Origin of the sequence: Dermacoccus sp. GAS27A (genome assembly GCF_044909235.1) — a bacterium.
In the GTDB taxonomy this organism is placed as follows: domain Bacteria; phylum Actinomycetota; class Actinomycetes; order Actinomycetales; family Dermatophilaceae; genus Dermacoccus; species Dermacoccus nishinomiyaensis.
On record NZ_JBIYDW010000010.1, the window covers coordinates 79,673 to 100,383 of the forward strand.

Below are 20,711 nucleotides of genomic sequence, written 5' to 3' on the forward strand. Positions count from 1 at the left end.
GGCCGCCCGTGAACACCGAAGGCGCCTGGACCCCATGGGGATCCAGGCGCCTTCAGCATGTTCGCGCGTGGCGCAGGCAGGCTCAGCTCAGGCGCTCGAGCAGCTTCTTGGCGAGCGCCTCGGACGATGCCGGGTTCTGACCCGTCAGCAGGTCACCGTCGACGACGGTGAACGGCTGCCAGGCGGGGCCGGTCGAGACGTCGGCGCCGAGTTCGCGCAGCCGGTCCTCCAGCAACCACTTGGCCTTGTCAGCCTTGCCGGCGGCCTTCTCCTCCTCATTGGAGAAGCCGGTGATCTTGCGTCCGGCGACGACGGGCTCGCCCGCCGACGTCCGCGCCGGAAGCAGCGCTGCCGGGCCGTGGCACACGATCGCGACAGGCTTGCTGCCCTCGAGCGCGTCCGCGATGAGCTTGCCGGACGTGGCGTCCTGCGCAAGGTCTTCCATCGGGCCGTGCCCACCCGGGTAGAACACCGCGTCATAGTCGCCGAGCACGACGTCCTCGAGCTTCATGGGGTGCTGCAGGCCGTCGATCGCGTCGAGGTCAGGACGCACGTCAGCGCCGCCGTTCGCGTCGGGGGCGAGGCTGACCTCATCGGCCACCGGCGTCACACCGCCGGGCGTGGCGAACGTGACCGAGTGACCTGCCCCGGTGATCAGACGGTAGGGGGTGAGAAGTTCTTCCGCCCAGTAACCCGTCGGGACGCTCGAGCCGTCGGCCAGGGTCCAGGAGCGGGCGCCGGTGACGACGAAGAGAACGTTGGACATGTCAATCTCCTTGGTGATTCAGTGAGCGGCGTTCGCATCGGGGCGAGTCGTCACTCGTGGTAGCTGAGGCACTCTCGATCGGCCAGCCGAGCTGCTGCCACATCGGCAGCTTGTTCCACTCCTTGACGAATTCGACGAGCTTGCCGTCTTCGACGCGGAACAGGGTGCATGTGTACCGTGTGCGAGGTCGAGGTTGGCCTTCTCGGTCTACGTGAGCTGCGTGGTGTCCGACATTGGGGTCTCCTTCGCTTGGGTGCGAAACGCTGAGATCAGCGACGCGAGCCTCGTCGGGGGAAGCCGGCCGCCGACAGCGCAGCAGCGATGAGGGCGGGCTGGCCGAACAGGCGGACGAGGCGCTTGGTGTCGGTGTCGAGACCGAAGGCGTCGTGCCGCTCCGCGTACTGGCTGATGTTGCCGGGGAAGATCGCGGCGTAGAAGGCGGCGAGCGCCACCCCCACCGCAGCGCGACGCTGCGGCAGGGTGAGCATCGCCGCACCGAACGCGACCTCGACGACACCGGAGGCGAGGACGACGACGTCCTTGTCCATCGGGAACCAGTCCGGCACCTGCGCCTGGAAGTCCTTGCGGGCGAACGTCAGGTGCGAGACACCGGCGAACGACATGAAGGCTCCGAGGCCGAGACGGGCCACCTCCTGCCCACGGGTCGCAGGCGGGGCCGGCTCGGCGAGTGACCGGACGGACTCGATCAGTCGGGTGAAACGAGTCATGGTTATTTCCTCCTCGCGTCGCGGGTCACGACGCATCGATCACTTGGCGACGCGGACGAGCTTCGTGTTGGCGAATTCGCCGAAGCCCCAGCGTCCGAGCTCACGCCCGTAACCGGAGCGGCGCACACCACCGAATGGCAGGCCGGCCTTCGTCGTGCCGTGCTCGTTGACATAGGCCATGCCGACCTCGAGGCGTCGGGCGATCTGCTCCGCCTTGTCGGTGTCCTTGCCCCAGACGGAGCCGGACAGGCCGAAGGAGGAGTCGTTGGCGAGCTCGACGGCTTCGTCGATCGAGTCGTAGGAGTAGACGACGGCGACGGGGCCGAAGATCTCCTCCTTGAAGGCGTCCATCTCACGCGTGACACCGGTGAGCACGGCGGGGGCCATCCAGGCGCCGTCCTGCTCGAGCGCCGTGCCACCCGTGCGCAGGGTCGCACCCTGCTCGACGGCGCGCTCGACCTGGGCGATCGCGTCGTCGCGAGCCTCGACCGACGAAAGCGGGCCCATGTCCGTGCCCTCGTCGTCCGGGTTGCCGACCTTCATGCCCTCGACGGTGGCGACAACGCCGTTGACGAAGTCGTCGAACATCGTCGACGGAACGAAGATGCGCTTCGGGGAGTTGCAGGCTTGCCCGGCGTTGCTCATGCGCGCGGTGGCGACGGCCTTCGCCGTCTCGGCGACGTCGACGTCGTCGAGGACGATGAGCGCGTCCGAGCCACCGAGTTCGAGGACGCTCTTCTTGAGGTTCTGCGACGCGGTCTCGGCGACGGCCTTGCCGGCGCCCTCGCTACCGGTCAGCGAGACGCCGCGCACGCGCGGGTCCTCGATGATCGACGTGATCTGCTCGTTGCTGACGAACAGGTTGATGTAGGCATCCCGCGGCACACCCGCGGCGTGGAGGATCTCCTCGATCAGTTCGGCCGTGCGCGCGCAGATCGAGGCGTGCTTGAGCAGGATCGTGTTGCCGAGCATGAGGTTCGGCGCGACGAACCGCGCGACCTGGTAGTGCGGGAAGTTCCAGGGCATGACGCCCATGAGAACACCGATCGGGTCGGTGACGACGAGCGACTTCGCGTCGTCGCCGATGTTCAGCTGCTCCTCGACGAGCAGCTCCTCACCGTGCTCGGAGTACCAGCGGAAGATCGACGACGCGAGCGCGACCTCACCCTGCGCCTGCGCGAGCGGCTTGCCCATCTCGGCGCCGATGACGCGGGCGAGCTCGTCGGCGCGCTCGTCGTAGATGTCGGCGACCTTGGCGAGGACGGAGGCGCGCTCGGACGCGTCCGTCGTGCGCCACGTGCCGAACGCGGCGTCGGCGCGCTCGATGGCGCGGGTGACGTCAGCATCCGTCGCGGAGTTGTACTCCTTCTCGACGACGCCGGTGGCGGGGTTCTCGGTGCGGTAGGCCATGAGGTCTCTCCTTCAGATCGATGAGCTCTCTCATCGATCACAACACCACCGGCCCCCAGAAGCATTCCTGCACGCAGTTTTTCACCTCGAGGGGTGAAGAAACGCGCCCGCGTGTGCGGCCCTGCCAGCCCGGCGCCGGGGTGCAGCGCAGGCGCCCTCGGGGCGCAGGTGGATCAAGCGTCCGCGAGCGCCCGACGGTGGTTCGTGCGGTGACGTTCGAGCCAGTTCATCGCGGGCGTGACGGTGGAGCCGTGCACGACGACGCTGACGATGATGGCGAGGGCGATCGTCGACCACAGCCAGTCGCTGCCCGCGAAGTCGGCGTGCCCCGTCGCGTACGCGATGTAGAAGATCGAGCCGATGCCGCGCACGCCGTAGAACGACGTGATCCAGCGCTCCCCCGTCGTCAGGCCGACGGCCTTCGCCGTGTCGTCGCGCCGCCCGAGCAGCGACAGCCACGCCCCGCCGGGCCTGATGACGAGGATGAGGGCCGCGACGATGACGGCACTGCGCCAATCAGCGTGCGCGAGAACACCGTTCGTCGCCGCCGCGCCGAGCAGCAGGAGCATGACGAGGGTGAGGATCTGCTCGAGACGTTCGATGAACGCGTGCATGTCCGCGTAGTAACGGTGGCCGCGCTCGGCCTGACGCATCGCCATCGCCGTGACGAACACGGCGAGGAACCCGTACCCGCCGGCGAGCTCCGTCAGCCCGTACGAGCACATGATCGCCGCGAGCGCGGCGAGCGGCTCACCGGCGTCGGCGAGGCGATACTTCTTCGCCGGCAGCCGGAAGAACAGCTTGCCGAGCACCCACCCGACGACGAGGCCGACGGCCACGCCGAGCGCGACCTTGCCGACGAGTTCCCAACCGAGCCACTTCCACCCCCAGTGCGACGGCGAGCCCTCGCTCGCCCACAGGATCGCGGCGTAGACGAACGGGAACGCGAGACCGTCGTTGAGACCGGCCTCCGACGTCAGCGCGAACCGCACCTCGTCCGACTCGTCGATCTCGGTGTCCTGCGTCATCTCCTGCGTGGCCTCGGTCTGCGGCCCATCGACCTGGACGTCGGAGGCAAGCACCGGGTCCGTCGGGGCGAGCGCCGCGGCGAGCAGCAACGCCGTCGGCGCGGCCAGACCGAGCGTCCAGCCGAGCAGTGAGACGCCCACGATGCCGAGCGGCATCGCGATGGCGAGCAGACGCCACGTCGGCGCCCACGCGCGCCACGACGTCAGGCTGCGAACGCGCATCGGCCGATCGAGCGCGAGACCGACACCCATGAGCGCGACGAGCACCGTCGCCTCGGAGGCATGCAGGACGAACGCCTCGTGCTCCTGCGGCGAGAACGTGAACCCCTTCGGCATCGGCGCGAGGCCGACGAGCGCCCCGACGCCGAGCAGCACCATCGGCGTCGACAACGGGAAGCGCTCGACGGCGGTCGGGAGGAAGACCGCGAGCAGCAGCGCGAAGCCGAGCACGATCCAGACGAGGTCAATGGCCACGAGACGCCTTCGATTCAGTGGGAACTCAGGGGGAGGGATTCGCTCGCGACAGTAGGCGATGAGCGCACCCGCCGCACGTCGGCGTCCGAGCGCACACCCCGTCGGCCCTGCGCTCCGCGTCGTGTCCAGCCCGCGTGGCACCTGGGATCCGCGCCGATTCGAAGGCCAGCCGGACGCACCACACCCCCACCGGGCGAGGGCCAGGGTGGGGCGTGGTCAGCGGTTCAGGACCGCGGCGTCACTGCTGAAGGCGACGGCGAGCGACGACGATGCCGCCGAGCGCACCCGCACCGACGAGACCCGCGACGCCGAGCGAAAGGGCGTTGGTGTCGTCACCCATGCGGTCGGTCTCGACCTTGGGGCCCGTGCCGGGCGTGGTCGCAGCCGTCGTCGACGTCGTCGTCGTCGGGACGGTCGTGTTGGTCGTCGGCGTCGTCGGAACCGGGGTGGTCGGAGCCGGCGTCGTCGGAGCCGGCGTCGTCGGAGCCGGGGTGGTCGGGACCGGCGTCGTCGGAGCCGGGGTGGTCGGGACCGGCGTCGTCGGAACCGGGGTGGTCGGAGCAGGCGTGGTCGGGACCGGCGTCGTCGGGGTGGGGGTCGGCTCGGTCGGCTTCGGCGTCGGCGTCGTGGGCTCCGGGGTCGGGTCCGTCGGCGTCGGGTCCGTCGGCGGGACGACGATCGTCACAGTCTTCGACACGATGCGCTGGCTCGTGCAGACATCGGCGCTCAGCGTCACCTCGTAGGTGCCCGGCTTCGGGAAGGTGACAACGACAGGATCGCCGCTCAGCATCACCGGGTCGAACTCGACCGAGCCGTGCTTCGTGCAGGTGGCACGCTTGATGCCACCCTTCGTGGCGCCGCCGGAGACCTCGGCACCTTCCGGGAACGACATCGTGTACACGAGCGGCACACCGTACTTGGCGTGCTTGTTGCGGCCGTACTTCATCTCGTGCTGCGTGCCGGTGACGGAGGGCACGAGGGTCGCGGTCAGGCCGTCCACCGTGTACTCGATGTGCGCGGCGGCTCTCACCTTCGGCGCGGGCGCCGGCTTGGCGATGTTGACCGTCGTCGTCTTCTCGACCGTCTGCAGGCCGCCCTCACCGCAGTAGTAGCCGGTGGCCGTGATCGTGTACGTGCCCGCCTTGCGGTAGGTGTGCGAGTAGCCCGAGGAGACCGAGTCACGGAACGGCGAGGTCGGGCCGGTCGTCTCGCAGGTGAGGCCGGGGCGACCGTCGTAGCCGTCGGGGTCGCTGTCGTCGCCGTAGTCGACGAAGAACGCCATCGCGCCGTAGCGGCTCATCGCCTTCCGGCCGTCGTTGGCGTAGTACTGGACGCCGCTGTCCTTGTAGGCGACGTCGACCGTCTTGCCCGTGACGGTCGCACCGAGAGTGATCGTCATCGACGGTTCCTGGGCGGCGTTGGCGGCGGGCGCCACGATCGTCGCGGCGCCGAACAACGACGCGACGGCGACGGCCTTGGTGACACGAATCGAGCGGCTCATGGGTTCTCCTGAGAATCTGCTGGTCCTGGTTTCGTCCGCGCGCGCCGCCCGGGATCGATCGACGCAGGCGCAGAGTGCGCGAGCCTCCCGAACCGCACGCCGACAGGTGCCGGCAGCCATGAGAAGCCCTCCCGCGCTCACCCTACCCAGCACGGACACGCCGCAGTGAGTTGGGTCACAAGGTTCCCCGAGGGCTCTCTCATAAATCCCGTTTCGCCCGTTGCGAGGGCTGTCACCGTCGGCTGCGAGAATGGGGCCATGCGTCCGTTCGACCCCCACCTGCTGCGCGCCGCGCCCGCCACCCGCCTCCCGGTCGCCGTGCTGGCCCTGCTGGGCGGCCTCGGCGGCATCGTGGCGATCGCACAGGCCGTGGCGGTGGCGCACCTCGTCGTCGCCGTCGTCGAGGGGCACGCGCTGCTGACGCCGGGCCTGTGGGTGCTGGCGCTGTTCGCAGCCCGCGGAATGCTCTCCGGCGCAACCGAACTCGCGGCAGCCCACGCGGGTGCACGCGTCTCCGGCGCACTGCGCGAAGCCGCGATGCGCCGCTGGATGACGCAGACGGCGGACGAACGCCCCGCACCGAGCGCGATGCTGACGATGGCGACGAAGGGTGCCGCCGCCGTCGAGCCGTACGTCGCGCGCTATCTGCCGGCGCTCGTCACCGCGGGCGTCGTGCCGGTGCTCGCCGTCGTCGCGATGCTGTGGGTCGACTGGCGCAGCGCGCTCATCGTCATCGTCACCCTGCCGTTGCTGCCGCTGTTCGCCGCGCTCATCGGCAAGTACACGCAGCGCGCCACGGCGGAACGCTGGGTCGAGACGACGATGCTCGCCGGTCACTTCGCCGACGTCGTTGCCGGGTTGCCGACGCTCGTCGCGTACGGGCGCGGCAACCATCAGGTCGAGCAGGTGCGCAAGGTCGGTGATCGCCACCGCAGCGCGACGATGCGGACGCTCCGCATCGCATTCCTCTCCTCCGCAGCCCTCGACCTGCTCGCGACGATCTCCGTCGCTATGGTCGCTGTCGCCGTCGGCCTGCGCCTCGCGAACGGCCACGTCTCCCTGCTGACCGGCCTCATGGCGATCCTCATCGCCCCGGAGGCCTACTGGCCGATCCGTCGCGTCGGACAGGAGTTCCACGCGGCGGCCGACGGCGTCGAGGCCATCGACTCGCTGCTCGCCGACGAGCGTGAACGCCCCTGGCACGCCCCCGCACCCGAGACGTCGAGCGGCCTCGCGCGCGCCATGATGAGCGGCGTCACCTACACCTACCCGGGCCAGAGCGCGCCCGCGATCACGCACACGACGGGAGTCGTCCGCGACGGCCTCACGGCCCTCACCGGACCGAGCGGCTCCGGCAAGTCGACGCTGCTCGAGATCCTCGCCGGCGCGCGCAGGCCCGATTCGGGGCGCCTCGAGGTGCCCAGCACGCACCTCGTCAGCCAACGTGCGTTCATCGCGCCGATGTCGGTGCGTGCCAACCTCGAGCTCGGCAACGACGCGAGCGTCGACGAGATGCGCACCGCGATGGCGGCCACGGGGTTCGACGACGTCGTCCTGTCGATGCCCGACGGGGTGCGAACATCGCTCGGCGACAACGGCTTCGGCTTGTCCGCCGGGCAACGCGCGCGTCTCGTGCTGACGCGCGCCTGGCTCTCCGACGCGGCCATGGTCCTGCTCGACGAACCGACCGCCCACCTCGACCCGGCGAGCGCCGCCGACATCCGCTCGGCCATCGTCGCGCTGAGCAAGCGCAAGCCGGTCGTCGTCGTCACCCACGACGACGCCCTTGCCGCCGCAGCCGACCATCAGTGGCGCGTCTCTGCCCGCTCACCCCAGCGTTACGACCAGGAGGTGACGGCATGAGCAGCGTTGCCTCACGAGCCGATTCGAACAGTGCGTCACGCCAGGGCGTGACACATGCCGATGTGACACCCGACGATGTGGCACCCGCCGACGACGCGCGAGGCGGCTTCGCGCGCGAGCGCGGATCGCGCCCGGATCAGCGCCGCCCGCTGCTCGTGCCGGTGCGCGGCGTCATCATCGCGGGCCTCATCGGCGCTCTCGCGTTCGCCTGCGGCGTGGCGCTGACGGCGACATCCGGCTGGCTCATCGTGCGCGCGAGCCAGCGCCCCATCGTCCTCACGCTGCTGACGGCGATCGTCGCGGTGCGCACGTTCGGCATCGGACGCCCCGTCTTCCGGTACGTCGAGCGGCTCGTCTCGCACAACGCGGCGCTGGCCGACCTCACCGAGCGGCGCACGGCGGCCTACCGTCAGCTGCTGCCGCTCACGCCCGCGCGGTTGGGCACTCGCCGACGCGCCGATCTGCTCTCCGGTGTCGTGCGCGATCTCGACGACGAGGTCGACATCCAGGTGCGCGTCATCGTCCCCCTCATCACGACGGTCGGTGCTGCCGCGGTGGCGCTCGTCGCGACGTTCCTCATCCATCCGCCGGCCGGGTTCGTCATGCTCGGGTTCATCGTCGTCGCGGCGCTCGTCGGGTGGCTGGATCTCGCCCTCGAGCGGCACGGGCAGGCGGCGTCCCTCAAGGCGCGCGGCCAGGTCGATCGCGTCGCGCACCTCGTGAGCTCCGGCGCCACCGAACTCGCGGCGATCGGCGCGACGGACGCGCCGATGGCGTGGCTCGCGCACGCGCAGAAGAACGTCGAGAAGGCCGCGACGGCGCAGGCACGCGGCCGTGCCGCAGGTGTTGCGCTCACGCTCCTCGCGACGGGCGCCGCCACCCTGCTCATGGCGTGGACGCTCGACGGCGAGGTCAGGTCGGGCGCCATCGACGGGCCGTTCGCCGCGCTGCTGCTGCTGACGCCGCTGGCGCTCGGCGACGTCGTCGGGCTCATCCCGGACGCGGTCGGTTCGTTCGCGCGCTCGGCCGCGGCCCGGGATCGTCTGCAGGCGCTGCTGACGCAGGACCCCGCCGTCGCCGCCCGCGGCACGCACGGCGTCGCCGACGGCGCGCCGACGATCGAACTCGACGACGTCACCGCGTCGTGGACGGGCGCGCGCACCGACACCGGCCCGCACACGCTGACGATCGCGCCGGGCGAGCATCTCGCCATCACCGGCCCGAACGGGTGCGGCAAGTCGACGCTGCTCGCCGTCCTCGCCCGTCACCTCGACCCCAGCGGCGGCACCTGCCGCTGGGACGGCGTCGACGTGCGTGATCTCGACGCCGACGCCGTGCGCTCGCGCATCGCGTTCGTCGACGACGACCCGCACCTGTTCGCCGGGACGCTTGGCGCCAATCTGCTTCTCGCGCAGCCGGGTGCGAGTGACGACGAGGTGCGCGCGGCACTGCGTCGCGCCGGCCTCGGTGGGTGGCTCGACGAGCTCACCGAGGGCCTCGACACCCATCTCGGCGAGTACCTCGTCGGCGCCGGTCGTGACGGCGCCGCGACGGCTGGCACGGCCACCGAGCGCTCCCTCTCCGGCGGCGAACGCGCCCGCCTCGGCATTGCGCGTGCGCTGCTGAGCGAACGCCCCGTGATCGCGCTCGACGAACCCGTCGCTCACCTCGACGGCCCGACCGCCGACGCCGTCATCCGCGACCTGCTCGAAGCCAGTGGCGGGCGCACCGTTGTCATGGTGAGCCACCACCCCGTCGCCTTCGACGCGCTCGACCGCGTCGTCGAGTTGGAGTTCGCGCGAGCCTGATCACCTCGGGCCGGTCGGCGTTCGATGCGTCGATGGACCAGGACGGCGAGCATCGCTGCCCCTGGGGCAAGAACGCACCGCCGGCGCGGGGTCGTCGGTGCGCCGAGCACCGTGGTCTCAGGGTGGCGACGCGCCGATGGGCAACGCCCAGCGAGTCAGGGAACGCCCATCGGTTCCTCAGCCCGTCACACGTTGCCCACCAGGATGGACGCGCCGGGGGCGGCGCGTCAGTGGCCTCGCCCAGCCCTTGAATCAGCCCCTGAAGATGCGACGCAGAATGCCCTTGCGGGACGTGTCGTCCCGCGCCGGCAACGGCTTGGGCGCCTCGATCGTCTCTGGCTGCTTCACGGCGTCGATCGGCTCGGCTGCGTCGATGGGCTCCGGACGTCCGACACTCCAGGCGTCGTCTTCATCATCACTCGACGGGGCCTGACCGCCGTTCGCGGCCCGCGTGTCGTCGGAGGCACGTTGCGGCGACGAACTGGCCGCTGCGTCACTGCCCGATCCGTCCACCTGGGGCGCGGGGACGCTGGAGGACGCGTCTGACGAGTCACCCACCGTCCGGGCCGTCTCGGCAGACTCTCCCTCTGCAGCGTGGCCTGCAGCCGCGAGGCGTTCGCGCTCGGCCGCGCGGCGGGCGAGTTCGGCGGCGACGGGCGCCGGGGCGCCCATCGCGTCGCGATCGTCGTGGGGCTCACGCACGCGAGCGACCTCCTCCTTGGCGGGTGCGACTCTGCGAAGCGCCGCAAATGCTGGCGCGGGCGCCTCGTCGTCTCCCCCGGCGGCTGCGTTACCTGTTACTGACGACTCGTCATCGGGCGCAGCAGTGTGGGCGTCGGACGCGGAGGTCTCGTCACGCGACTCGAACGCCTCACCCACGTGCGCCGACGCTTCGCGACGCGAGCCGGGCACCGCATCATGCGACGTGGGGGTCTCGTCGTGGCGTGCGCCGGCGTCGTCCACCTGAGCACGCGACGTGCCATCCGCCTCGGGCGACGGCAGGCGCGGCGTCATCGCGGTCGGACCGCTCGGCTGGGCGAAGGGATCGAAATCGTTTCCAGCGTGCGGGTCGAACGCGGCGACCGGCGCCTCGTCGGCAAACGGGTCGTCCGCGGCTACGTCGGAGGGATGAGACGCGACGGCCGGGTCACGCGACACGATCGGCTCGTCCCACGGCGACGACTCGGTCGTGGCACCGGTCTGCGTCGAAGCGGGAGTAGCGTCGGACGGCGTGCGGTCGAACGCACCCCCGTCCATGCCAGCGTGATCGAGGACGGAATCCGCGGCTGCGGGGTCGGCGGCCGAGCCGACGCGGGTCTCATCGAGGTGACGCGGTTCGCTCTGGTGCTCGGCAACCACGTCGCTGCGGGGCGCCGCCGGCTCGACCGGCGGGATCTCGGAGCCGGCGGGCTCGGCGAAGACCTCGGGCGTGGCGTAGGCGCTGAACTCGGGGTGGTAGTGCCCCTCCGCCTGGCGGTCAGCGTCGGACATCGCACGGCGAACATCGCCGCGAGGCAACGGAACCCGATGATCCGTCGCAGGGTAGGAGATGATCGATTCTTCGCTGACAGGCTCGTGTACGACGGGCACCTCACCTGCGCTCTGGGCCTCTGCGCCCTGCTCATCGACGTCGTTCGCGTCCGCGGCCGACTCGGTGGACGCGTCGCCGGCAGCGCCGCCCGTCCACGACTGGCCCATCGAAGGACGGATGGTCGCCGCGCGCTGATCGCCCGACTCGGCCGATCGCTCGATGTGTTCGATCGTCACGCCTCGCGACGCCTCGTCGCTCCTGTCGTCGCCCTCGTCGGCCGACGCGACCGCGTCGCGGCCAGAATCGTCGTCAGCGCCCTCGTCGTCGATCAGCTCGTCGCCGGTAGCGGCGAGTCCGCCACCAACAGGGTGCACCTGCGCCGACGCCTGCGACGCCTCGCGTCGGGCCTCGTCGCGCGCGTCGCCAGCTTCGTCGAGCGGCTCCCCACCGACGGGGTTGATGCCCTGCTGGACGGTCCTTTCGTCATCGACGGCGTGCCCGTCACCCTCGACGGCGTCATCGACGACGCGGCCGCCCGCACCTGCCTCGACGACGTGCTCGCCACTGGGGCCGCGCCGCTCTGAGTCGCCCGCGACATCTTCTGCATCGACCACACGCTGGGTGCGGTGATCGTCCTGAGCGCCCGCGTCATCATGCGCACCGAGGAATCCCCTCGCCGGGTCGCCCTCAGACTTGGCGTCGCCAGTCGCGAGCGCAGGCGCCTCGTGGTCAGCGTGCTCGTCGGCGTCATCCCACGATCCATCGGGACGCACCCGCGGCACGCGCACCCCGGGCTCGCCGAGCCTCTCGTGACGGGTCTCGTCGGTCGGCTCCTCGTCCCACGTGCCGTCGGGGCGAACCTGCGGCACGCGCACCCCGGGCTCGCCGAACGAGCCCCCAAGCGAGTCGTCGACCTGGTCGTAGCCACGCTCGGGGGTGGGCTCCGCGCCACCACGCTGATTGTCGGCGCCAGAACGAACGCCGTCGGTCACCGCGGCGCTCTGCCACTCGTCGTCGGCCCTGGTGTCACTCTGAACCGCGCCGCGCGGCGCGCCTGACGCGACGGCGAGCGCCGCGGCGTCACGGACACCACCGTCGTCGCGCCGGGGGTCGACGAGATCGTCGTCGCTCAACCCACTCGCGGGCTCCCACTCATCGTCGGCGTGGAGCGTCTCGCCGCCGTTCGAACCGGAGGTCTCGGCGGCGAACAGGCGCTGAGCGACGCGGTCGAGCAGGTCGTCGACGTCGTCCATGTCGTAGCCGCCGTTGACGTCGGCGGCTCGCTCGGGAAACTCCGCCTCCACGACCTCGTGGGACGTCACGGCGTCGGTGACGCTGCCGTGGCCCTGCTCGAGCGCCGTCAGCGTCGCGATGACACGGTCGAGGAAGTCGTCCACAGCCACCTCGTCGTATCCCGGCGTGCCGGCCGCGGCGCGGCGAAACTCGGCGTCGTGCACCTCGCGAGCGGTGATCATGGCCAATCCCCTTCGTCGTGACGTGCGCCGTCGAACGGCGCTGTTCTCGACCGAGCCTAGCCACCGGCGGCGCGTTCGCCCATGCACCGCGCCGAGTCGTTCGATGACGCCGGACGCGGCCGCCGCTGCAGCCCCTTCACCGTGACGACCGATGTCCGCCCCAGGCTCCCTGCCCTGACGTCCGCTGCCACGCCCCGTCGCGCCATCGCAGCGAGCAGCACCCGCCGTGAGGCAGGTCACCCCCGCCGTAGTTGCACCTAGCGCGACGAAAGTGCAACATTGCACTGCTGAAGATTTCAGTCCAACAGTCGAAGGGGGCCCGTGCACATCACAGCCTGCACCCAGCCCGCGTCTCGCACGGCGCGCGCGATGCGGCGTCTCGTCGAGATCCAGGAGGCTGCCGCGACCCTCGTCATCGAACGGGGTTATGACGGTTTCACGATGGACGAATTGGCCGAACGCGTCGGCGTCAGCCGCCGCACCCTGTTCAATCACGTCCCGGACAAGGCCTCGGCCGTTCTCGGCCCGTTCGACGAGAACAACCCGCGCCCCGGGGCGCTCGAACTGTTCCTCGAGAAGCAGCCCCACGGCCGACTCGTCGACGATCTCGTCCACGCCATCGACACCGTCATCGCCTCCGCCGACGACCTGGACGCCACGAGCCCCGGACACCGCGCCCTCGTCAATCGGGCGATCATGTCCGACGCGAAGGTGATGCAACTCGTCGCCCACCGCTTCGAGGTCGTCGCCGCCATGCTGCGTGACGCCATCGCCCAGCGGGAGGGGTGGGAGCCGTCAGATCTGCGGGCCCGCGTCCTCGCCACGACGATGCTGAGCATGCTCAAGCTGACGCTGGAGGATTTCGCGGGCGGCCAGGATGCTCCGCCGATCGACTTCACGACCCGATTCCACGAGGTGCTCGCAGCCGCCGTCGAGGTGCACGAAGAGCACTGAGGCAGCGACGCCCGCCCTCTCAGACCCCCATCAGCCCTTGTCCGCGAGCCCGCCCGATCGGCCCACGTTCACCACCCGTCTCGCACCACCGTCTCATCACCACCGTCTCGACGCACTGCGTCGCGCATCCTTCGTCCACCCGCCACTCGCAAGGAGATCTTCGTGGCAAACATCCTCTACCGCCTCGGGCGGACGGCTTACAAGAAGTGGCCGTTCTTCCTCGTCGGCTGGCTCATCGCGATCCTCGCGGTCGGTGGTTTCGCCGCCGCCAAGAGCAAGCCGATGTCCAGCGAGTTCACCATCCCCGGCATCCCGTCGCTCAAGGCGGCCGAGATGCAGAAGGAGCTCTTCCCCGACGCCAAGGCTGCCGACAAGCAGGTCAACGGCCAGATCGTCCTGAAGGCGCCGGCGGGTCACACGCTCTCCGAGCAGCCGTACAAGGGCCAGATCGACGCGCTCGTCAAGAAGCTGCAGAGCGCACCGCAGATGCCGAAGGGCGCTGAGGCGCAGACCATCGCGAACCCCGTCGTCGCCGCGCAGATGCAGAGCAAGCAGCTCGTCGCGCAGTCGATGAAGCAGGGCATGACGAAGGAGCAGGCCGAGGCGAACGCCCAGGCCCTGTCGCCGCTGTCGAAGGACGGGCGCATCGGCACGATCTCGTGGAACTTCGATGTCGAGAACGTCATGGACATCAAGCAGGACACGCAGAAGCAGATCCGTTCGGACGCCGCGGCCGAGGCGAAGAACGGTCTGACGATCGTCGCCGGCGGTCAGGGCATGCAGGAGATGATGCAGCCCGGCGGCACCTCGGAGCTCATCGGCATCGCCGTTGCGCTCGTCGTCCTCGTCATCACGTTCGGTTCGTTCGTCGCGGCGGGCATGCCGATCCTCAACGCCGTCATCGGGCTGCTGCTGGGCACGCTCGGCATCACGGGTGCGACGTACTTCTTCGACCTGCCGGAGACGACGACGGCGCTCGCGTCGATGATCGGTCTCGCCGTCGGCATCGACTACGCGCTGTTCATCCTGTCGCGTTACCGCAGCGAGCTGCGGCACGTCGACCGGACGAAGAACGACGAGCGTGCCCACGCGATGGGTCGTGCCCTCGGGACGGCCGGCTCGGCCGTCGTGTTCGCCGGTCTCACCGTCCTCATCGCGCTGTCCGCATTCTCGGTGCTCGGCATCGGCATGCTGACGGCGATGGGTCTCGGCGCCGCGGGCACCGTCTTCGTCGCCGTCATGGTCAGCCTGACGCTGCTGCCCGCTCTCATGGGCATGCTCAAGGGCAAGGCGTTCGGTGGGCGGGTGCGCAAGGACACGACCGCCGACGACTCCGACCACGACTTCGTCAACGGTTCGGTCCGACTCGGTCGCGGCATCCGCAAGGCTCCGTGGGCCGTCGCGCTCGGCGTCGTCGCCCTTCTGGGCGTGCTCGCGGCACCCGTGAGCAACCTGCACCTCGGCCTGCCCTCCGACGCCACGGCGGAGAAGAACACCGAGGCGCGTCAGAGCGCCGACCTGCTCGCCGAGGGCTTCGGCCCGGGCAAGAACGCCCCGATGATCGCCGTACTCGACGGACGTGACATCAAGGTCTCCGGCACGGACGCCGCGGCGCAGAAGGAACTCGCCGGCAAGCAGATGCAGGCGTACGGCAAGGTCGTGCAGTGGGCGTCGAAGGAGGACGACGTCGCCAACGCGCAGATCGTCCAGATGGCGAAGAAGGGTGACGGCGCCGTCGTCATGATCACGCCGAAGACGGGCCCCGCCGACAAGAAGACCGACGACCTGCTGACGCGCCTGCGCGACGGTCAGGCCGACATCGAGAAGTCGAGCAACGTCAAGGTCGGCATCACCGGCCAGACGGCGATCGCCGCAGACGTGTCGGAGAAGCTCAACGACGCGCTCGCGCCGTACCTCGCCATCGTCGTCGGGCTCGCGTTCGTCCTGCTCGTGCTCGTGTTCCGTTCGATCGTCGTGCCGCTCCTCGCGACGCTGGGCTTCCTCGCCTCGATCCTCGCGACGCTCGGCGTGACGGTGAAGCTCGTCCAGGACGGCACGTTCGGCTGGTTCGACCCGCAGCCCATCATGAGCTTCATGCCGACGCTGCTCATCGGCATCGTGTTCGGCCTCGCGATGGACTACCAGGTCTTCCTCACCACGCGCATGCGTGAGGCGTACGCCCACGGCATGGACGCACGCGACGCCGTCATCGACGGTTTCCGCCACTCGGGCCGCGTCGTCGTCGCCGCCGCGCTCATCATGATCTCGGTGTTCGCCGCGTTCGCCTCGCAGGACAACGCGCTCATCAAGACGATCGGTGTGTCGCTCGCGACGGCCGTCTTCCTCGACGCGTTCCTCGTGCGCATGATCCTCATCCCGGCCGTCATGCTCATGCTGGGCAAGCACGCCTGGTGGATCCCGAAGTGGCTCGACAAGATCATGCCCAACGTCGACGTCGAAGGTGAGAGCCTCAACCAGCACGGTGCGCGCCCCGGCTCGCCCGAGCACGCTGCGGAGCGCGCAGCCGCCGGCACGACCGATGGGGTCGCCGGTGCGGCTGCCGGCTCGGCCGCCTTGTCCGACGCTGCGGGGACGGAGACGGCGGGCACGGCGACGGACGCGGACGCCTCGGAGCACGCGGCCACGACGCCCGGTCTGCACGGCGCAACGCCTGCGAGCATCGTCGAGGAACTTTTCGCCGGTGAGAGCCACTCGACGCCGAAGCACCTCGCCCGCGACGACGAGGACCGCCCGCGTACGAGCTGAGCGTCAGACACCCGGCCGGCTGAGCGCTGACCGACGAAGCGGGCTCCGCGACCATCTGGTCTCAAAGCCCGCTTCGTCGTGTCAGGAGCTTTCGTCCGTGAGGTGCCTGGTCCGTTGGGCGCTGCGTCCGTCAGGGGTTTCGCCCGCCAGCGGTTCAGGCGCGCGGCAGGTCGACGCCCGTCGTCGCAGCCGCGAGCGCCCACACGGATGCGGCGAGGGTCGGGCCCTTGGCGCTGCGGTACACCGGCACCTCGGCGGCCTCTCCGGTCATGCCGGTGCGGCGCTTCGGGCCGTAGAACGCGCCGTTCCGGGCCGCCGGGTCGGTGGTGGCCATGAGTTCGGGGCCGGCGCCCTGGACGGCGTCCATGCTCGGCAGCACGTCGAGGTCCATGATGCGCATCATCATCGTCGTGCGTCCGGAACCGAGCGCGGCGGCGCCGGCGCTCTGCAGGTTGGTCTTCGTGTAGCCGGGGTGCGCGATGGTGGAAAGGAGCCTCCAGCCGCGCTCCTGCGACACGCGGGCGAGATGCAGGCCCATGAGCAGGTCGGCGAGCTTCGACTGGCCGTACGCGCGCCACGAGGAGTACTTCTTCTCCCACTCGACGTCGGCGAAGTTGATCGACGCCGCCTGCGCGGCGATGCTCGACATCGTCGTGACACGCGGCGCGCCCCTCCAGCAGCGTCGGCAGGAGCAGGGTCGTCAGGACGAACGGGCCGAGGAAGTTGCTGCCCCACTGCAGTTCGTGGCCGTCCTTCGTCAGCATGCGCTCCGGGGGCGTCATGACGCCGGCGTTGTTGACGAGGACGTCGAGCCCCTTGCCGTCGCTGCGGATCTCGTCGGCGAGGGCGTGGGCCGAAACGTCGAGGCGGCGCTTCGTCGCGTGGTGAAACCCCACCCGCTCGGGTGGGTATGCCCACGGCCGCCCGGGATGCGGGAGGCGCGGCGGGCCCGCGCGCCCTGCTCCTGACGGGGCAAGGCATTCAACACCTACTCGCCGGTTCGGGACCGGCCCCCAATTCTCGGTTAATGGTCGTTAACCTAGGCCGCATGACTATCACCGACGCACCGCTCACGCAGGCTCCCACGTCCGACGAGGACGTACTGGCGCGCGCTCGCCGCATCGTGCTCGAGGAGGGCAAGCCGCTCGGCTACGACGACCTCGTCGAGGTGCTGCGCACAGGTGACGATCGCCTCGAGGAGCTGCTGCAGCTCGCCCATGAGGTGCGCCTGAAGTACAACGGTGACGAGGTCGAGGTCGAGGGCATCGTCTCCCTCAAGACGGGCGGCTGCCCCGAGGACTGCCACTTCTGCTCGCAGTCGGGGCAGTTCACGTCGCCGGTGCGTTCGGTGTGGCTCAACATTCCGCAGCTCGTGCGCGCCGCGAAGCAGACGCGCGAGACGGGCGCGTCGGAGTTCTGCATCGTCGCCGCCGTGCGCGGGCCGGACGCGAAGCTCATGGAGCAGATGCGCGAGGGCGTCAAGGCGATCCACGACGAGGTCGACATCCAGGTCGCCGCGTCTCTCGGCATGTTGACGCAGGAGCAGGTCGACGACCTGCGCGACATGGGTGTGCACCGCTACAACCACAACCTCGAGGCCGCGAAGTCGTACTTCCCCGACGTCGTCACGACGCACACGTACGAGGAGCGCTGGGAGACGTGCACGATGGTCAAGGCCAGCGGCATGGAACTGTGCTGCGGTGGTCTCGTCGGCATGGGTGAGACGCTCGAGCAGCGCGCAGAACTCGCGTCGCAGCTCGCCGAGCTCGAGCCGCACGAGGTGCCGCTCAACTTCCTCAACCCGCGCCCCGGCACGCCGTTCGGCGACATCGAGCCGATGGAGTCGAACGACGCGCTGCGCACGATCGCCGCGTTCCGTCTCGCACTGCCGCGCACGATCCTGCGCTACGCGGGCGGCCGCGAGCTGACGCTCGGTGACCTCGGCACGCGTGACGGGCTCATGGGCGGCATCAACGCCGTCATCGTCGGCAACTACCTGACGACGCTCGGGCGCGACCCGGAGGAAGACCTGTCGTTGCTCGGCGAGCTCAACATGCCGATCAAGGCCCTCAACGCGACACTCTGACGCGCCCTGCACGAGAGATGACGACGATGAGTGACGCGACGCTGCCGGGCCGCGACCAGGGTGCGGTCGTGGGGGGCCCGGCTGTGCGTGGGCGGGGTTCGCAGGTCGCGGCGGCGGGCAACTCGGGTGATGAGCCCGCGTTCTGCACGCGGTGCGGGTTGGCGCCCGAGGCGGCCGACCACGCGACGTGCGCTCGGTGGCTCGCCTCGGAAGAGCCGCCGCGCTTCTGCGCGCAGTGCGCGCGGCGCATGAAGGTGCAGATCTTCCCGACTGGATGGTCGGCCGAGTGCTCCCGTCACGGCGCGATCAGTGGCGGCGCCGGCGTCTGACCGCGCGCGGCCGGCAGACGCTACGTCGTGAGCGACGCCGGGGGTGACCCGAGTCACATCTGAACGTATCCTGAGGGTTCAGGCACCGACAGGGGTCGAGGCCGATGTCGCGAGGGGGAACGATGCCCGAATTCACCTGTTCACACGTCAGCCGCCGGAATGCCCTCCTGGGCGGTGCGGGCGCCGCGGCCCTGGGCTGTGTCGCCACTTCGACGACGTCAGCACTGGCCGACACCACAGACCCCTCGTACCCGCGCTTCGGCGACAGCCGCTACCGCGTGCTGCACTACCAGATCGGTGACACGATCCTCACCGGCAGCTCGCCGCGGCTCTTCGGTTCGACGACGATGACGTGCGTCGCTGCGCGATCTATGACGAACCTCTTCGTCGACTTCCAGCACACACCGAACGTCGTGTCGATCAACGGCAAGGCCGTGCGATTCTCCAGGACGTCCAGCGTCGCCACGACGTACGGCGACCAGGGCGGGCATCGCCGATTCACCGTCAGCGGCTTCTCGCTGCCGGCGGGAGCGCGATTCACGCTCAAGGTCGGCTACAACGTCTCCGCCGACGCGAACCGCACCGCCTCGCTGTTGAGCGCCGGGGCGTACTTCGTCGTCGCCGGCGAGCCGATCGCCGCCACGCACTGGTTCCCGTGCAACGACCGGCTCGACGTGAAATCGACCTACGGCGTCAGCATCTCGACCCAGCGGGCCAACCGGGTCATGCTGGCGAGGCCGACCTCACAGACGTTCTACACCTCGGGCCGCACCGCGATGACGAACATTCGCTTCGCTGTCGCCGAACCCAGCGCCACCTACCAACTCGGCCTCGCCGTCGGGCCGTTCAGCGTCACCTCGGGTACGTGGTCGATCGGCGGGCGTGACGTTCCCTACGGCGTGGCGGCACAGCCGGGGCTCACGAAGTCGACCCTGCTCGATCACACCCCGCGGGCCTTGTCGTACTTCGCGGCGCGCTACGGCAGCTTCCCCTTCTCGCACGCGGGCGGGGTCTTGGTCAAAGACATTGGTGTGGGCGCTCAGGAGACCGTCGGCGGGCCGACCTACGACGCGTCCTGCAACACAGCCGCGTTCGTCGCCCACGAGAATGCGCACATGTGGTTCGGCAACAGCGTGACCGCGGCGAGTTGGGCGGACGTCGTGTTGATCCAGGAGGGCCTGGCGCAGCTCCTGGAATGGGACTATGTGCAGATGTTGCGTGCCACGTCAGGCACCTCCGCCGCGATGTGGGCTCCCCTGCTGACGCCGCCCACGACCTGGCGCGTGCCGACCCACATGAAGGTGGAGAAGCTGACGTATCAGTACGCGGGTGGCCTCATGCGGGAGCTGCGCCGTGAGATGGACGGCTCGATCGAGCAGGCGCGCGCACCGCGCTTCACGGCATTCCTGCGCACGTTGGCCACGGGCCACGCCCACTCGAGCATCACCCGCACCCAGTTCAAGGCCGAGGCGCAGAAGGCCGCGGGCAAGGATCTCAGCAGTTTCCTTCTTCGCTACGGCATCTGATCTGCGCTACTCGGGCCGCGCGGCATCCTTCGTCCCGACGGTGGGATCCACGACGGACGAAGACGCGGCGGCTCGTCGCGCCTTCGCCCAGCACACCCATGCGCCGAGGCACACCATGACGATGGCGACGAGGTGCACGATCACGGCGGCGATGTCGCTGAACGGCGCGACCAGGATGACGAGAACGGCGAGCACCCCCACGATGAGCGCGTAACGCATCATGAAGGGCGCGGCGGCGCGGTTGGCGTCGAGCAACGCCTCAGGGGTGCGTGCAACGCCGCGCGGGCGCAGCGCGAGCCTACCGCCGAAGGGCAGCGTGCCCGACGTGATCGAGCGTGCGAGCCACGCCGTCATTGCTGCGATGGCGGCGAGGACGCAGGCGCCGATCATGGCGGTCACCGCGAGATCCGTGATCATGGCCTCACAGTAGCGAGAACGGCCGACAACCGCGGAAGGACGCGGTTGT

Annotated in this window: 15 protein-coding genes; 7 read left to right on the forward strand and 8 right to left on the reverse strand. The window is 70.0% G+C overall.

Translation table 11 applies throughout. The features are described 5' to 3' along the window. Positions 1-82 precede the first annotated feature (82 nt). The 5 genes from ABH936_RS11445 to ABH936_RS11465 form a co-directional block, all read right to left on the reverse strand. Positions 83-766 carry a type 1 glutamine amidotransferase domain-containing protein gene (locus ABH936_RS11445; RefSeq protein ID WP_047310650.1) on the reverse strand — a complete coding sequence of 228 codons (684 nt, stop codon included), beginning with the start codon at positions 764-766 and terminating at the stop codon, positions 83-85. A gap of 269 nt (positions 767-1,035) precedes the next feature. Then, entirely contained in the window at positions 1,036-1,494 is a 459-nt protein-coding gene (locus tag ABH936_RS11450; protein ID WP_006947037.1) for a hypothetical protein, read from the reverse strand. A 39-nt stretch (positions 1,495-1,533) separates the two neighbouring features. After that, a complete protein-coding gene (locus tag ABH936_RS11455) occupies positions 1,534-2,904 on the reverse strand; it encodes an NAD-dependent succinate-semialdehyde dehydrogenase (protein ID WP_074039669.1) in 1,371 nt (456 codons plus the stop codon). 173 nt (positions 2,905-3,077) lie between these two features. Beyond that, complete coding sequence (locus tag ABH936_RS11460; RefSeq protein WP_074039667.1) at positions 3,078-4,406, reverse strand: sodium:proton antiporter; 1,329 nt, start codon at positions 4,404-4,406, stop codon at positions 3,078-3,080. A gap of 238 nt (positions 4,407-4,644) precedes the next feature. After that, on the reverse strand, positions 4,645-5,907 hold the full coding sequence (locus ABH936_RS11465) for a hypothetical protein (protein ID WP_038566616.1): 1,263 nt from the start codon (positions 5,905-5,907) through the stop codon (positions 4,645-4,647). 258 nt (positions 5,908-6,165) lie between these two features. Between ABH936_RS11465 and cydD the strand changes: the two genes are divergently transcribed. Further along, entirely contained in the window at positions 6,166-7,770 is a 1,605-nt protein-coding gene (cydD, locus tag ABH936_RS11470; protein ID WP_038566614.1) for a thiol reductant ABC exporter subunit CydD, read from the forward strand. After that, positions 7,767-9,578 (forward strand): thiol reductant ABC exporter subunit CydC, encoded by a 1,812-nt coding sequence (gene cydC, locus ABH936_RS11475; protein WP_081873551.1) that lies wholly within the window; start codon positions 7,767-7,769, stop codon positions 9,576-9,578. Before cydD ends, cydC begins: the two co-directional genes overlap by 4 nt. A gap of 252 nt (positions 9,579-9,830) precedes the next feature. On the opposite strand, the gene ABH936_RS11480 is transcribed toward cydC, so the two are convergent. Then, entirely contained in the window at positions 9,831-12,584 is a 2,754-nt protein-coding gene (locus ABH936_RS11480) for a DivIVA domain-containing protein (protein WP_404603308.1), read from the reverse strand. 321 nt (positions 12,585-12,905) lie between these two features. Between ABH936_RS11480 and ABH936_RS11485 the strand changes: the two genes are divergently transcribed. Together ABH936_RS11485 and ABH936_RS11490 are read left to right on the forward strand one after the other, a co-directional pair. Next, positions 12,906-13,538: a TetR/AcrR family transcriptional regulator gene (locus ABH936_RS11485; protein ID WP_404603309.1), complete on the forward strand. Its 633-nt coding sequence runs from the start codon at positions 12,906-12,908 to the stop codon at positions 13,536-13,538. A gap of 162 nt (positions 13,539-13,700) precedes the next feature. Next, on the forward strand, positions 13,701-16,304 hold the full coding sequence (locus ABH936_RS11490) for an MMPL family transporter (protein ID WP_074045922.1): 2,604 nt from the start codon (positions 13,701-13,703) through the stop codon (positions 16,302-16,304). Positions 16,305-16,458: 154 nt separating this feature from the next. On the opposite strand, the gene ABH936_RS11495 is transcribed toward ABH936_RS11490, so the two are convergent. Then, positions 16,459-16,953 carry a hypothetical protein gene (locus tag ABH936_RS11495; RefSeq protein ID WP_404603310.1) on the reverse strand — a complete coding sequence of 165 codons (495 nt, stop codon included), beginning with the start codon at positions 16,951-16,953 and terminating at the stop codon, positions 16,459-16,461. 399 nt (positions 16,954-17,352) lie between these two features. Between ABH936_RS11495 and bioB the strand changes: the two genes are divergently transcribed. The 3 genes from bioB (at position 17,353) to ABH936_RS11510 (ending at position 20,245) form a co-directional block, all read left to right on the forward strand. Next, entirely contained in the window at positions 17,353-18,390 is a 1,038-nt protein-coding gene (bioB, locus tag ABH936_RS11500) for a biotin synthase BioB (protein ID WP_165583735.1), read from the forward strand. Between the two features lie 26 nt (positions 18,391-18,416). Further along, the gene (locus tag ABH936_RS11505) at positions 18,417-18,719 is read left to right on the forward strand and encodes a hypothetical protein (protein ID WP_404603311.1); all 303 of its coding nucleotides are present in this window, start codon (positions 18,417-18,419) and stop codon (positions 18,717-18,719) included. Between the two features lie 122 nt (positions 18,720-18,841). After that, entirely contained in the window at positions 18,842-20,245 is a 1,404-nt protein-coding gene (locus tag ABH936_RS11510; protein ID WP_165583734.1) for a M1 family metallopeptidase, read from the forward strand. A 6-nt stretch (positions 20,246-20,251) separates the two neighbouring features. Here ABH936_RS11510 and ABH936_RS11515 read toward each other — a convergent pair whose 3' ends face one another. Continuing rightward, positions 20,252-20,662: a hypothetical protein gene (locus tag ABH936_RS11515; RefSeq protein ID WP_165583733.1), complete on the reverse strand. Its 411-nt coding sequence runs from the start codon at positions 20,660-20,662 to the stop codon at positions 20,252-20,254. Between the last annotated feature and the right edge of the window lie 49 nt (positions 20,663-20,711).

Coding starts and splice junctions, on each gene's coding strand:
- ABH936_RS11445 (WP_047310650.1), bottom strand. CDS start 766: ATGTCCAACGTTCTCTTCGTCGTCACCGGCGCCCGCTCCTGGACCCTG.
- ABH936_RS11450 (WP_006947037.1), bottom strand. CDS start 1,494: ATGACTCGTTTCACCCGACTGATCGAGTCCGTCCGGTCACTCGCCGAG.
- ABH936_RS11465 (WP_038566616.1), bottom strand. CDS start 5,907: ATGAGCCGCTCGATTCGTGTCACCAAGGCCGTCGCCGTCGCGTCGTTG.
- ABH936_RS11510 (WP_165583734.1), top strand. CDS start 18,842: ATGCCCGAATTCACCTGTTCACACGTCAGCCGCCGGAATGCCCTCCTG.
- cydC (WP_081873551.1), top strand. CDS start 7,767: ATGAGCAGCGTTGCCTCACGAGCCGATTCGAACAGTGCGTCACGCCAG.
- ABH936_RS11515 (WP_165583733.1), bottom strand. CDS start 20,662: ATGATCACGGATCTCGCGGTGACCGCCATGATCGGCGCCTGCGTCCTC.
- cydD (WP_038566614.1), top strand. CDS start 6,166: ATGCGTCCGTTCGACCCCCACCTGCTGCGCGCCGCGCCCGCCACCCGC.
- ABH936_RS11480 (WP_404603308.1), bottom strand. CDS start 12,584: ATGATCACCGCTCGCGAGGTGCACGACGCCGAGTTTCGCCGCGCCGCG.
- ABH936_RS11505 (WP_404603311.1), top strand. CDS start 18,417: ATGAGTGACGCGACGCTGCCGGGCCGCGACCAGGGTGCGGTCGTGGGG.
- bioB (WP_165583735.1), top strand. CDS start 17,353: ATGACTATCACCGACGCACCGCTCACGCAGGCTCCCACGTCCGACGAG.
- ABH936_RS11495 (WP_404603310.1), bottom strand. CDS start 16,953: ATGTCGAGCATCGCCGCGCAGGCGGCGTCGATCAACTTCGCCGACGTC.
- ABH936_RS11455 (WP_074039669.1), bottom strand. CDS start 2,904: ATGGCCTACCGCACCGAGAACCCCGCCACCGGCGTCGTCGAGAAGGAG.